Raw genomic sequence first — 13,188 nt, forward strand, 5'->3', positions numbered from 1 at the left:
TCCAAAGTGCCGGTTATCAACACCTCATTCCGACCCCATTGATCCATCCTTAATTCCCCAGTGATCGCCACTCTCGTCGGCGTCACCACCGACAAGGATGTCAAGGCGACTGAGTCACTTCACCAGGAACACCAGCAGCGGGTTGTCATTCAACCGCCCATTGAACACCGGCGCCATGTGTTCCAGCGGCGTGCCGCTGAGCAATGCGGTTTGCTTGCGCTCCACAATCACCCAGGCGGGGCGCGGTAGCGTATCCACCAGCAAGGGTTGGTTGCGCCCGATGAACAGCGGCTGCTCGTCGTGATCCAGGTTCATGATGTAGCGAATCGCCCAGGTGTCCTTGGCCAGATCGACGAACACCAGGGTCCCGGGATTATCGGCACGCAGCTTTTCCACCGCGCTTACGAAGTTCCTGGTGTCGAATTGCAGGTCCTTGGCCGGCTCCACAACCTTCACCAGCACCAGCCATTGGGTGGCCAGCGCAATCACGCTGAGCACCACCAGGCGCTGGCCGAGATTGCCCTGCAAACGGCGCCAGGCAATCACGGCTGCGAGTTGCAGCACGATCAGCACACCCACCAGCGCCGGCACTGAAACGTCCGGCCAGTAGCCGTGCTTGTGCCACAGATGCCGACAGACAAACACCACGACAATGCCCAGCACCGGCAGGACCGCCACCAGCCACTCATAGCCACGCCGCACGCCCAGCAACCAGCCCTGGGCCTGGAGCAAGCCATAGGCGGCCACCGCGGCAAACATCGGGACCATGGGCACGATGTAGTAGGCGCGCTTGAAGTGCGGCACCGACAAGCCCAGCAAAATCATCAGTCCGCAGGCGGCCAAACGCAGCATCAACTGCACATCGGCATCGTCGTGGCGGGCCGACCATTTGTGGCGCAGGGCAATCATCGTCGCCAGGGCCAGCGGCACCACCGGGAAATAGCGGTACAGGCTCAGCTTGAAATAGAAGTAGAACGCCTCACCGGTTTCATCAAGGCGCCCGGTGAATTGCATCCGCAGCACATCATCGACGAAAGCATCGCCACCGCTGATCCGTGCCAGTTTCAACAGCGCCCACCAACAGCCGGCCAGCAGGATCAAACCGACCACGCCGTGGGCAATCACCTTTTTCAGCAGTGCAATCCGCTCTTGCCGCGTACGAGCGGTGCCCAGCGCCCAGTAGACACAGGCCACCCCGCACACCTCGATCAACCCCAGCGGCCCGCGAATGGCAAACGCCACCACGAACAACGGAAAGATCGCATATTGGCGCAGCCGCGAGCCCAGGCGCTCACCGGTATGCAGCAGGTAGAAACACCCCAGGCACAACAACGAGATCATCTGGTCCAGGCACACCGAGCGCGACTTCTCCAGCAACTGGGCAGTCAATGCGGTGAGCAGCACCGTCAGCAGCGCCCACGCCCGGCCCGACGGCACCAGCAAGCGGTAGATCAGCGCCATGACCCCGGCAGACGCCAGGGCGGTGGGCATCACGTTAGCCAGGTCGTTGGGCGCGCCGAATAAACGGGCAAAGAGGTAGCTGAGGTAGGTCGCGGTGCCCGGATAGTCCGGGTAAGGCTCACCGTAGGTGGTAGGAAACAGGCTCGCGCCGTGGCGAAACATCTCTTGCATGAACACGGCCCAGCGGCCGTCGAAGCCCTGTGGCTGCTGGTCCCAGATGCCCAGGGTGAACAGCAGCAGGGCGATGAGGAAAATACCCAGCGATTCCATTCGAAAGCGATTGTGTTGATCCATTATTCAGCCTGTCAGGTGGGGTAAACCGGCTCATGTTGCCGAACGCCACCCTGAATAAGCCCTGAACGGAATCAAACATTCATCCGCCTAACGACGAGCGGGCCAGATCAGCAGCGGCAGCAGGCGGATATAGAGTAGCTCCCCTACCAATTCCACCAGGGTTTGCGTGATCACTGCGGCAGCAGCGAGCCCACGGATCTCTTCGGGTAACGCCAGCGCCAGCGGCAGCACCACCAGGGAATTACGCGTGGAGGCGCTGAAGGTGACCGCCCGCGCCGTGGGCGCCGATAGCTTGAACAGGCGCGAAGCCAGCGCCCCCATCAGCGGGGCCAGCAACAGGAAGCCGATATACACCGGGATCACCGGCGCCAGCAGGCCGATATCGCGGACCACGGCGGTGATCTGCGAACCGATCACCACCATCAGCACCAGCGCCATGGCCGGCACGGGCAGCCAGGCCCAGGCATCGTTCCAGGCACTGACGACCGGTGAGCGCCGGGACAGGGAAGTGGTCAGCACCGCCAGAATCATGGGGGCAACGATCAGCAGCAGGAAGGCCTCGACAAACGGCCCCACTGCAACCGCCACCTGCGACTGCGCCCCCAGCATCAACCCCAGGTAGACCGGCAACAGCAGCAGTTGCAGCAACAATAGAATCGGGGTCGCCGCCAGCATCAACCGCGAGTCACCCTTGCCGATATGGGTAAACACCACCACGTAGTCGATGCACGGCGTCAACAGCACCAGCAACGCACCCACCAGGATCGCCGGGTGTTCCACCAGGCCCCGAGTCAGCGCCCACACCAGCAGCGGAATCAGGATGAAGTTGGCCAGCAGCAATGCGGCCATAAAGCGTTTGTTGCCCAAGCCCTGGCGCAGGTCCAGAAAGGGGATTTGCAGAAACATCGCGTACATCAGCACGGCGATGGCGGGCGTAACCAGGGCGGCCACACCTTGAGCCATGGAGGGCGCCAGCAGGCCAACAACGGCAGCCAGCACCACGCTGGCGAAGTAGATCGGGATCTGGTTTTGTTCGAGGGTGTCGCGGGTCATGGGCCGGCTCTGGTGGGCGAAAGGGTCTAAGCCTAGGCATCTGTGCCGCTCAGGTCGAGCCTCAGAAAAATCCCCGGGGTCTTCATAGCAGAAATTTGTTAGTTTCGACTTCTCATAAAACTGCGCACGGGCCTTTGACACCCCATCGAAAGCGCAATGATCGAGCCTGTTCATGAACCTGCCAGTCCGACCTCAAGCCGAAGCATTCCGCGAGCCCACAGCCGATGGGCATTCCATCGGCGGCTTCACATGGCGCCATCCGCGCACAGACGTTGAACGCCCGGTCGTCATCATCAACGCCGCCACCTCCGTACGCTGCCGTCACTACTCACGGTTTGCCGATTACCTGTTTGCCAATGGCTTCGACGTCATCACCTACGACTACCGCGGCATCGGCGAATCCCGCAGCGGCTCGCTGAAAGGGTTCAAGGCCTCGTGGTCGGATTGGGGCGTGCTGGACTTCGAAGCGATCCTGCAGCGGGCCCAGCGGGAGTTTGCCGGGCAGCCGATTGATGTGGTCGGGCACAGTTTTGGAGGGTGTGCGGCGGGGCTCGGGGCTTCCGGCGCAGTGATTCGGCGCCTGGTGACGGTAGGCGCGCAGTTTGCCTACTGGCGCGACTACGAGGCGAGCGGGCGCTGGCGGATGTTTGCCAAATGGCATGTGGTGATGCCGCTGGTGACAGCGGTTTTTGGCTACTTCCCGGGCAAGCGCATAGGCTGGCTGGAGGATACCCCGGCGGGCGTGGTACGCGACTGGAGTACGCCGACGCCGAGTTATGAAAAACGTCCGAGTGGGCGAGCCTTGCCCGAGTTGCCGTTTTCGCGGGTGAAGGCACAGATATTGGCCATCAGCATTACCGACGACCCGTTTGGCACAGTGGCGGCAATCGAGCGCCTGCTGGGTTACTTCGACGGCAGCAAGCGCACGCACCTGCGGATCGCCCCTGAAGATATCGGCGAAAAAGAGGTCGGACACTTCGCATTCTTTCGCAGCCAGTATCAGGATCGGCTGTGGCCGATTGCATTGGCTTGGCTGCAACGGGGAGAGTTGGCCAACGGCACGCCGGGGCGCCAAGTGACGGATCGCACCTAGAAAGCCTTGGGATTTCTCCAGACCTGCGCTTCAATACCCCATCCCCAGATCCTGACACCAAGGACGTGAGCCCATGGCTTCGCCGAACAAGCAGCAAAAACGCGCCCACCGGGCAAAAGCCAAGGCCAAGCAGAATCGCACCCAACGCGCCGTCGCCACCAAGCCGGATGCCTTTGCCGGCGATGACAGCCGCATTGATCTTGAATCGGTGGATTTGACCGAGCTGTTCCTGGAGATGCGCACCGCTGGCGAAACCAGCCAGCAGGCGCTGTGTGCCGTGTTCCTGGCGCACCCGCTGCTGGCAGTGGTGCTGGAGCAGGAAGGCGAAGAAGAAGCGACGGACTTTATCCTCGCGGCGCTGATCGAGTATCGCCAGTGGGCCACGGATACCGAGGATGAAGCGGCAGCGCTGGCGTGGATTGAGTCGCCGGAATTCCAGGCCGATTACGTCGCGGCGTCACAGGCGCTGGTGAATTCCGAAGACTGATACAAAACGAAATGTGGGAGCGGGCTTGCTCGCGAAGGCAGTGTGTCAGTCAGCTCAAATGTCGACTGATCCACCGCATTCGCGAGCAAGCCCGCTCCCACATTTGATCAACGGTATTGCGACGAAAGCACTCCGTCAGTTAAGCACCGCAGCCCCAACCTTCCGGCCCTTGCGCCGACGCGACACCATCAGCCCCGCCGCAACGACCAGCAAGCTCAGGATCCCGGTGGCAATGATCTCCACCTGATGCGCTTCCTGGAACAACATGATCGTCAGCACGCCCACGATGAACACGATCACCGCATACGTCAGGCCCGGGAACAGCCACATCTTGAAGGCAATCTTCTCGCCCGCTTCCGTGCGTTTCTGGCGCATGCGCAGCTGCGACACGGCGATCACCAGGTACACCAGCAGCGCGATGGCGCCGGAGCTGGCCAGCAGGAATTCAAACACCGCCGCCGGTGCCACGTAGTTGGCGAATACCGCCAGGAACGCCGCGCCGGTAGACAGCAACACCGCCCAGTAAGGCGTGCCGCTCTTGTTGGTGATCTTGGACACCGCCGGTGCATCACCGCGACGGCCCAGGGAGAACATCATGCGCGAAGCGGTGTACAGCGCCGAGTTCAGGCAACTGGTCACGGCCACCAGCACCACCAGGTCAACGATCAGCTTGGCATTCGGGATGCCCATGCGTTCCAGCACGGTCTGGTAGGAACCGACCGCTGCCAGCGCAGGATCATTCCACGGCACCAGGGCCACGACGATGAAGATCGACACCAGGTAGAACAAGCCGATCCGCCAGATCACCGAGTTGGTGGCCTTGGAAATCTGCTGGCCCGGGTTCTTCGATTCAGCGGCCGCGATGGTCACGATCTCGGTGCCCATGAACGAGAACATGGTGGTCAGGATCGCCGCCAAGACCGCGCCCATGCCGTTGGGCAGGAAGCCCTGGGTGTCGAACAGGTGCGAAACGCCGCTGACCTGGCTGCCCGGCAGGAAGCCGAAGATCGCCAGGATGCCGAGGATCACAAACCCGATGATCGCCACCACTTTGATCAGCGCAAACCAGAACTCGAACTCGCCGTAGTTCTTCACACTGAACAGGTTGGTCGCGGTCAGCAGCAAGGTAATGATCAGGGTGAAGGCCCAGATCGCCACGCCGGGGAACCAGGCGTGCAGGATGGTCGCGGCAGCGTTGGCTTCCAGCGGAATCACCAGCACCCAGAACCACCAGTACAACCAGCCGATGGTGAAACCGGCCCAGTGCCCGATCGCACGGTCGGCATAAGTAGAGAACGAACCCGTGTCCGGCGATGCCACGGCCATCTCGGCCAGCATGCGCATCACCAACACCACCAGCGTACCGGCGGCGGCATAAGCCAGCAGCACGGCCGGGCCCGCCGCAGCAATCGCGTGGCCGGAGCCCACAAACAACCCGGCACCGATAACGCCGGCAATCGACAGCATGGTGACGTGACGCGGTTTGAGCCCCTGTTCGAGGTCATTGGAGCTTTGCGTACTACTCATTGACACACCTTTGCGAGGAATTGCGAATACGGTCCACCCGGTCTGGCGTCTTTCTCGTGAAAAGAAACCAACGGGGCGTTCTTTATTTTTTACGCAAGATTTGCGCCAAAATGTTACAGAGCCGCGATTGACGCGGGCTGTAGGGAAACTCAATAGCTCTCGTAAGTCACTGACACTAATGGCATTCCGCTATAGCGTTACTGTGCGACTCACTTGAAAGACGAATCAGTGCACCAAAAACACACACAATTTGTACGTGACGCCCCATAAAAGGGCTGATAAGGACCGTTCGCCGGTTTAACCCTTCCAACACCCGGCCAAAGCTGGCACCATCGCGCCCTTTTTTACGCGAAACCTGTAGGAATACTGGTTCAAACGGCTGTTCGGTTGTTGATGGCGCGACACACTGCTGTGCCGATGCGACACCCTGCCGCAGACCGTCTGTTTACCGCCTGCAGGGCTGTTGGCTGTCATCCGGACGCTATGCTAGCTTGGCGCCTCGCCAGGAAGGCGGGCCAACAGCAGGAGCGCAATGAACACAATGAGGACCGCACATGGCTGAGGCCACGCCCGCGCTTGAAATCCGCAACTTGCATAAACGCTATGGTGAGCTGGAGGTGCTTAAAGGTATCTCGCTGACCGCCCGCGACGGCGATGTGATCTCGATCCTGGGTTCCTCCGGTTCCGGCAAGTCCACGTTCCTGCGCTGCATCAACCTGCTGGAAAACCCGCACCAGGGGCAAATCCTGGTGGCTGGTGAAGAGCTCAAGCTCAAGGCTGCGAAAAACGGCGAACTGGTGGCCGCCGACGGCAAACAGATCAACCGCCTGCGCAGCGAAATCGGTTTTGTGTTTCAAAACTTTAACCTGTGGCCGCACATGAGCGTCCTCGACAACATCATCGAGGCCCCGCGCCGCGTGCTCGGCCAGAGCAAGGCCGAAGCCACTGAAATCGCCGAAGCCTTGCTGGCCAAGGTCGGCATCAGTGACAAGCGTCATGCCTACCCCGCGCAACTGTCCGGCGGCCAGCAACAACGCGCCGCGATCGCACGCACCCTGGCCATGCAGCCCAAAGTCATCCTGTTCGACGAGCCCACATCGGCCCTTGACCCGGAAATGGTTCAGGAAGTACTTAATGTGATCCGCGCCCTGGCCGAAGAAGGCCGCACCATGCTGCTGGTCACCCATGAAATGGGCTTTGCCCGCCAGGTGTCCAGTGAAGTGGTGTTCCTGCACCAGGGCCTGGTCGAAGAGCAAGGATCGCCACAGCAGGTATTTGAAAACCCGCTTTCGGCGCGCTGCAAACAATTCATGTCCAGCAACCGCTAACGGAGCAACATGCATGCAGAACTATAAAAAATTCCTCTTGGCCGCCGCTGTTTCGATGGCGTTCAGCGCCACGGCGATGGCTGAAACCTTGAAAATGGGGATCGAAGCAGCCTACCCGCCGTTCAACAATAAAGATGCCAGCGGCAACGTCGTCGGCTTCGACAAGGACATCGGCGACGCCCTGTGCGCCAAGATGAAAGTCGAGAAGTGCGAAGTGTATGTCTCCGACTGGGACGGCATCATCCCGGCCCTGAATGCCAAGAAGTTCGACTTCCTGGTCTCCTCGCTGTCCATCACCGATGAACGCAAGCAGGCCGTCGACTTCACCGACCCGTACTACTCCAACAAGCTGCAGTTCATCGCGCCCAAAGCCAACAAAGACTTCAAGACCGACGCGGACTACCTGAAGGGCAAGATCATCGGTGCACAGCGCGCAACGCTGGCCGGTACCTACCTGGAAGACAAGCTGCCGGACACCACCGCCAAGCTCTACGACACCCAGGAAAACGCCTACCTCGACCTGACTTCCGGCCGCCTGGACGGGATGCTCGCCGACAAGTACGTGCAGTACGAGTGGCTGAAAAGCAAAGACGGCTCCGCCTACGAATTCAAGGGCGACCCGGTGGTCGAGAGCGACAAGATCGGTATCGCCGTACGCAAAGGCGACCCGCTGCGCGAGCGCTTGAACAAAGCCCTGGCTGAAATCAAGGCCGACGGCACCTACAAGAAGATCAACGACAAGTACTTCCCTTTCAGTATCGAGTGATCCTGAATGGCCTGCCCGGCGTGCTCGCTTGAGTGCGCCGGTCCTGAGCTTTGCCTTGCGAAACGACTAAACCATGAATTTCGACCTCTACGGATTCGGCCCGGCGCTTGCCGCCGGTGCGCTGATGACCGTCAAGCTGGCGCTCACCGCCCTGTGTCTCGGGCTGGTGCTCGGGCTGGCCGGCGCCCTGGCCAAGACTTCCCCGTACAAGCCGCTGCAATGGCTTGGCGGCAGCTACTCCACCCTGGTTCGCGGCATCCCGGAACTGCTGTGGGTCCTGCTGATCTACTTCGGCACGGTCAACCTGATGCGCTCCCTCGGGGAGTTTTTCGGCAACCCCGACCTTTCCCTCAGCGCTTTCGCCGCCGGGGTGATCGCCCTGGGCCTGTGCTTTGGCGCCTACGCCACGGAAGTCTTCCGCGGCGCGATCCTGGCCATTCCCAAGGGCCACCGTGAAGCCGGTGTCGCACTGGGCTTGTCGAAGGTCCGGATCTTCACCCGCTTGATCATGCCGCAGATGTGGCGCATCGCGCTGCCTGGCCTGGGCAACCTGTTCATGATTCTGATGAAGGACACCGCGCTGGTCTCGGTGATCGGCCTGGAAGAAATCATGCGCCACGCGCAGATCGGCGTGACCGTCACCAAGCAGCCCTTCACCTTCTTTATGGTCGCGGCCTTCATGTACCTGGGCCTAACTGTCCTGGCGATGACCGGCATGCACTTCCTGGAAAAACGTGCCGCGCGCGGCTTTGCGAGGAGCACGCAATGAGTGGCGACTACAGCTGGCTGTCGCATTTCGACCTGGGCCTGAACTGGGCCGTGATCATCAAATGGCTGCCGAAACTGGCCCAGGGCGCAACCCTGACCCTGGAGCTGGTGGCCATCGCCGTGATCGCCGGCCTGCTGCTGGCAATCCCGCTGGGCATCGCCCGCTCGTCACGCCTGTGGTACGTGCGCACCCTGCCCTACTGCTACATTTTCTTCTTCCGCGGCACGCCGCTGCTGGTGCAGCTGTTCCTGGTGTACTACGGCCTGGCACAGTTCGACGCCGTGCGTGAGAGTTTCATGTGGCCGTACCTGCGGGACCCGTTCTGGTGCGCCACCGCCACCATGACCCTGCACACCGCCGCCTATATCGCCGAGATCCTGCGCGGCGCGATCCAGGCCATCCCGCCGGGTGAAATCGAAGCCGCGCGGGCGCTGGGCATGTCCAGGCCCAAGGCGCTGTTCTACATCATCCTGCCGCGTGCCGCGCGCATCGGCCTGCCGGCCTACAGCAACGAAGTGATCCTGATGCTCAAGGCCAGCGCCCTGGCCAGTACCGTGACCCTGCTGGAACTGACCGGCATGGCCCGCACGATCATTGCCCGCACCTACCTGCCGGTGGAAATCTTCTTCGCTGCCGGGTTGTTCTACCTGCTGATGTCGTACGTTTTGGTGCGCTTCTTCAAGCTGCTGGAGCGCTGGTTGCGGGTCGATGCCTGCCAGGGCCGCTGACGCCTTGTTGACGGGTGAGCACCTGCTCGCCCGCTTCCAGGCGCTGGATACGTTCCTCACCGAACATCAAGGGCTGTGGCGACCACGGCCCTTTACCCATCTGCAATTGCCGTGGGAAACCCAGCATCCCGAACTGGCCCATTGGCTGCGCCAGCGCTCGCTGGCCGAAGCGGAAACCAGCCATAACCAGCCTCACCACTTGCCGGCGCCTGCGCCTTTCCCTGAGCTGGCCATGCAGTCGCTGAATCTCAGCGCTGTGGATAACTTACCATCCCGCCCGCTACCCGCCGCCCGCCATCGCCTGAACGTCGATGTACCCGGCCGCAAATGGCAGCAGATCGAAGCCTTCGGCGCCGCGCTGCAATTTCGCCAAACCCCCGAACACTGGCTCGACTGGTGTGCCGGCAAGGGCCACCTCGGCCGCCGCCTGTTGCAACCCGGGCAGCAACTGACCTGCCTGGAATACGACCCGGCCCTCATCGCCTCAGGGCAAGCCCTCAGCGAACACCATCAATTGCCCGTCACCCATCGCCTGCAAGACGTGATGGCCGACGTACAGATCAGCAGCGACCAAACCCCGGTGGCACTGCACGCCTGCGGCGACCTGCATGTGCGCCTGCTCCAGCTGGCCAGCGCCGCCGGCTGCCAGCAGTTGGCCGTGGCGCCCTGCTGCTACAACCGCATCCGCGCCGAGCAGTACCAGCCGCTGTCGATTGCCGCCCAGGCGTCGTCACTGCATTTATCGGTGGAAGACCTCGGCCTGCCGCTGAGCGAAACCGTTACCGCCGGCGCTCGAGTGCGTCAGCAGCGCGATACGTCGATGGCCAGGCGACTGGGTTTTGATGTTCTGCAGCGGCAAGTACGCGGGAGCGATGCTTACCTGCCCACTCCGTCCCTGCCCGCGAGTTGGCTGGCCAAGCCGTTCGCCGACTACTGCCGCGAACTGGCGGCCCTCAAGGGATTATCCACAGGGGAACAGCATTGGTCGGCACTGGAGGCCCAAGGCTGGCAGCGCTTGGCGCAGGTGCGAAACCTGGAATTAGTGCGTGGTCTGTTTCGGCGCCCGCTGGAAATGTGGCTGGTGCTGGACCGGGCATTGTTTCTCGAAGAAAACGGTTACAGGGTTCAAGTCGGCAGCTTCTGCGAAACACCGCTCACCCCGCGCAACCTGATGCTGCTCGCCGAGCGCAATTAAAGGGCATTTTGTCGCAGCGTGCCCTGTGGATAACTCTGTTGATGGAATTCTGGCAGAGGCCCTGCCGGCAAGCTTCGCGGGGCAAAATGCTGACTGGTCATTTTTTGTTCACAAAATAAAACGCACGCAAAACAGGCAGTTGCAGCGTGATGAGAACCGCTCCGCAAAATTGCGGTTTGATGACAGGTCGAACCAACCGATTGTGCATAAGCATCTGAGGTTAGCGGCATAACCCGGGCTTTTCAGTGGGCAACCAGCAGGCGGCAAAGCGCGTTTATATCGTCACAGGCCATGCTTGCGGCTTGGTTATCCAGCGGATCGCTGCCAAAAGCCAGGGCCTCGCTGATCGCCGGATCCCGATGCACCACCTCCAACAGGCTGTCACCCAGGCGCTTCCTGAACACCTCGACCATGTCCAGGCTGAAGCCCGAGGTCTCGTCGAGTTGGTTGATCACGAAGTGGCAACGCAGCGCCGGCCGATCATCAAGGTGTGGCGCCAGCAACTGCTCCATCTGCTCCAGGGTGCCAAGGGAAGCCGCATCCGCCTGGGCGATGACCAGCACCACATCGGCCACGTTCAGTGCCTGATGCAGGTAGACGTTATTACCCGCCGGGGTGTCGATGATCACCGTGTCCTGCTCACCCAAGCCCAGGGCCGACAAATGTTGCGCCAGCCAATGCGGCTCCTGTTTCAGCCAGCGCTGGAGGTCTTCCTGCTGACGGATATCGGTTTCGCCAAACGTGATCACCTGGCAACCGGCAAAGCCTGAATGAAGGATCTGGCTCCAGCGCTCGTTATGCAGGCTGGTGCGCCCGATGCCGGGCAAGGTGTGGCCCAGGCCGAAGTGGTGATAGAGCGCGTTTTGCGGGTCCAGGTCCAGCGCCACCACTGGCTGCCCCAGGCGCTGCAAACCGCTGCTCAGCGCGGTGGCCAGGGTGCTGCGGCCGACGCCGCCATTGACCGAAACCAGCGCTACCACCTTCGCCCGGATGTTCGCGGCTTCGCGGGACTGCTCGTTGGCACAAGGGGAATGTCGGGAGAACGACGCGCCACTGCCCATATTGAGGCTGGCACTGTCGTCGACCGGCATGTCTTCGAAGAACTGCAGCATCGAATCCATCCCTTGAACATCACTGGCAGTCGTCTTATCGAACAACGAAAAAAGATCATCGGTACGGCTCATCGCCAACACTCCCTCACGACGCATCTTAAAGACGTGAAAGGTCAGCTGTACTGATGCTTACCGCAGGTCTTTTTGTGGGCGCCTTTGTGTACGCATTCTGTGACAAAGGAATGAAAGTGTCATTATTTTGGTGTTTCTGAAGAAATCTTTAAGACGAGCGGTAAATGGTCAATTTACTGACTAATCTTTATCGGGTCGTAAGGTGTTTGCAAATCCCGCTCGGGGATCTCCCAGATCAGCAGCTTGGGCGGCGTCTGCTTGAACGCCGGGCTGTCGAAATAAGCCTTGGCGGCGCCTGAAAATTCGCCGCCGTCCTTGCTGAAGTTACCCACCGGAGCGTTCAGGGCTTTTTGCAGGAAACCCACGAAATTCGAATTGCGCGAAAACGAGGTACCGATCAGCGCCACGTTCGGCAGGCCGGCGTCACCAAACAAATCGTCAGGGTTACTCGACGCCGCCGGGCCGTTCTCATGCGCGGTGCTGGCCGCAACCTGCTCGCCCACCGGCTGTAACTTCGGCGGCAACCAGTCGAGACCGGCCAGGCGCACCAGGTCACCCGGTCGCGGTGCGAGCGGTGCCTGGGTAATGTCGAAGGCTTGCTCCGGCGTGGCCTGGATACCGCGCTGCTGGATGCGCAGGGCCACGGCGCGGGCGCCGGCATTCGAGCCGATTTCGCTCCAGTGCGTGTCGGTACGCAGGTAGGCATCCGGGCCGAGGGGTTTCAGGGTGTCGGTCAAATCCAGCACTTCAACGCCCGCCGCTTGCAACAGCGTGCTCCATTGCTGGATCCGGCCATCCAGCACGGCCGGACGATACAAGCCGCAACGCTGGGCAGCGGCGATGCGGGTTTTATCCGGCACCACCATCACTTGCAGATCAATACCGCGCTGGCCCAGCTGCTTTTTCAGGTCGATCACCGCGTCGGCCTTGGTGCGCGCATTGTCTTCGGCGTGGCGGTTGAGCTTCAGCTCATCGCTGATAAACAGCCAGCCCGGGCAGCCCTGGCGCACCCGCGGCCCGGTGTCGCCGAACGCCAGCCAACTGGCGCCGCGCTCCAGGTTTGCCGCTTCGATGGCCATCGGTGCCTTGGACAATTCCTTGGCAAACCGATGGGTCACTTCACCGTGCAGCAGCATGTCGCTGTCGACCTTGGGCGGCAGGAAACTCACCGGCCCCTTGACCATCAGCCAGACGCAAGACAACAGCCCCGCCGCCAGGAAAGGCACCAACACCCAGCCCGCCAGGGGGCTGGTGCGGACGGCCAGTTCACTCGGTGGGGTCGGCGCGGTAGGGGCGGGCATCG

12 protein-coding genes are annotated in these 13,188 nt (G+C 61.4%); 7 read left to right on the forward strand and 5 right to left on the reverse strand.

Annotated elements, in window-relative coordinates; genetic code table 11:
- Positions 1-114: 114 nt before the first annotated feature.
- Entirely contained in the window at positions 115-1,755 is a 1,641-nt protein-coding gene (locus A462_RS14645) for an ArnT family glycosyltransferase (protein ID WP_032899441.1), read from the reverse strand.
- An 87-nt stretch (positions 1,756-1,842) separates the two neighbouring features.
- Complete coding sequence (locus A462_RS14640; RefSeq protein ID WP_008435694.1) at positions 1,843-2,808, reverse strand: arsenic resistance protein; 966 nt, start codon at positions 2,806-2,808, stop codon at positions 1,843-1,845.
- Positions 2,809-2,980: 172 nt separating this feature from the next.
- Between A462_RS14640 and A462_RS14635 the strand changes: the two genes are divergently transcribed.
- The gene (locus A462_RS14635) at positions 2,981-3,901 is read left to right on the forward strand and encodes an alpha/beta hydrolase family protein (RefSeq protein WP_008435695.1); all 921 of its coding nucleotides are present in this window, start codon (positions 2,981-2,983) and stop codon (positions 3,899-3,901) included.
- Between the two features lie 73 nt (positions 3,902-3,974).
- Positions 3,975-4,388, forward strand: a complete 414-nt coding sequence (locus A462_RS14630; protein ID WP_008435696.1) for a hypothetical protein — start codon at positions 3,975-3,977, stop codon at positions 4,386-4,388.
- 135 nt (positions 4,389-4,523) lie between these two features.
- Here A462_RS14630 and gabP read toward each other — a convergent pair whose 3' ends face one another.
- Positions 4,524-5,915, reverse strand: a complete 1,392-nt coding sequence (gene gabP / locus A462_RS14625) for a GABA permease (RefSeq protein WP_003218057.1) — start codon at positions 5,913-5,915, stop codon at positions 4,524-4,526.
- 554 nt (positions 5,916-6,469) lie between these two features.
- On the opposite strand from gabP, the gene A462_RS14620 reads away from it, so the two are divergent.
- From A462_RS14620 to A462_RS14600, 5 genes are all read left to right on the forward strand, one after another.
- Positions 6,470-7,243 carry an ABC transporter ATP-binding protein gene (locus A462_RS14620; RefSeq protein WP_003218059.1) on the forward strand — a complete coding sequence of 258 codons (774 nt, stop codon included), beginning with the start codon at positions 6,470-6,472 and terminating at the stop codon, positions 7,241-7,243.
- Positions 7,244-7,256: 13 nt separating this feature from the next.
- Entirely contained in the window at positions 7,257-8,009 is a 753-nt protein-coding gene (locus A462_RS14615; protein WP_003218061.1) for an ABC transporter substrate-binding protein, read from the forward strand.
- A gap of 73 nt (positions 8,010-8,082) precedes the next feature.
- The gene (locus A462_RS14610; protein WP_003218063.1) at positions 8,083-8,778 is read left to right on the forward strand and encodes an ABC transporter permease; all 696 of its coding nucleotides are present in this window, start codon (positions 8,083-8,085) and stop codon (positions 8,776-8,778) included.
- 38 nt (positions 8,779-8,816) lie between these two features.
- Positions 8,817-9,506, forward strand: coding sequence for an ABC transporter permease (locus A462_RS14605; RefSeq protein ID WP_032899447.1), 690 nt, complete (start codon positions 8,817-8,819; stop codon positions 9,504-9,506).
- A complete protein-coding gene (locus A462_RS14600; RefSeq protein ID WP_008435706.1) occupies positions 9,487-10,701 on the forward strand; it encodes a methyltransferase in 1,215 nt (404 codons plus the stop codon). Before A462_RS14605 ends, A462_RS14600 begins: the two co-directional genes overlap by 20 nt.
- 242 nt (positions 10,702-10,943) lie before the next feature.
- Here the strand turns inward: A462_RS14600 and bcsQ are convergent, their stop codons facing one another.
- Both bcsQ and A462_RS14590 read right to left on the reverse strand, forming a co-directional pair.
- Positions 10,944-11,885, reverse strand: coding sequence for a cellulose biosynthesis protein BcsQ (bcsQ, locus tag A462_RS14595; protein ID WP_008435707.1), 942 nt, complete (start codon positions 11,883-11,885; stop codon positions 10,944-10,946).
- 173 nt (positions 11,886-12,058) lie between these two features.
- Positions 12,059-13,186: an alginate O-acetyltransferase AlgX-related protein gene (locus A462_RS14590; protein ID WP_008435708.1), complete on the reverse strand. Its 1,128-nt coding sequence runs from the start codon at positions 13,184-13,186 to the stop codon at positions 12,059-12,061.
- Positions 13,187-13,188: the final 2 nt, after the last annotated feature.

It is taken from the genome of Pseudomonas sp. Ag1 (assembly GCF_000278565.1).
In the GTDB taxonomy this organism is placed as follows: domain Bacteria; phylum Pseudomonadota; class Gammaproteobacteria; order Pseudomonadales; family Pseudomonadaceae; genus Aquipseudomonas.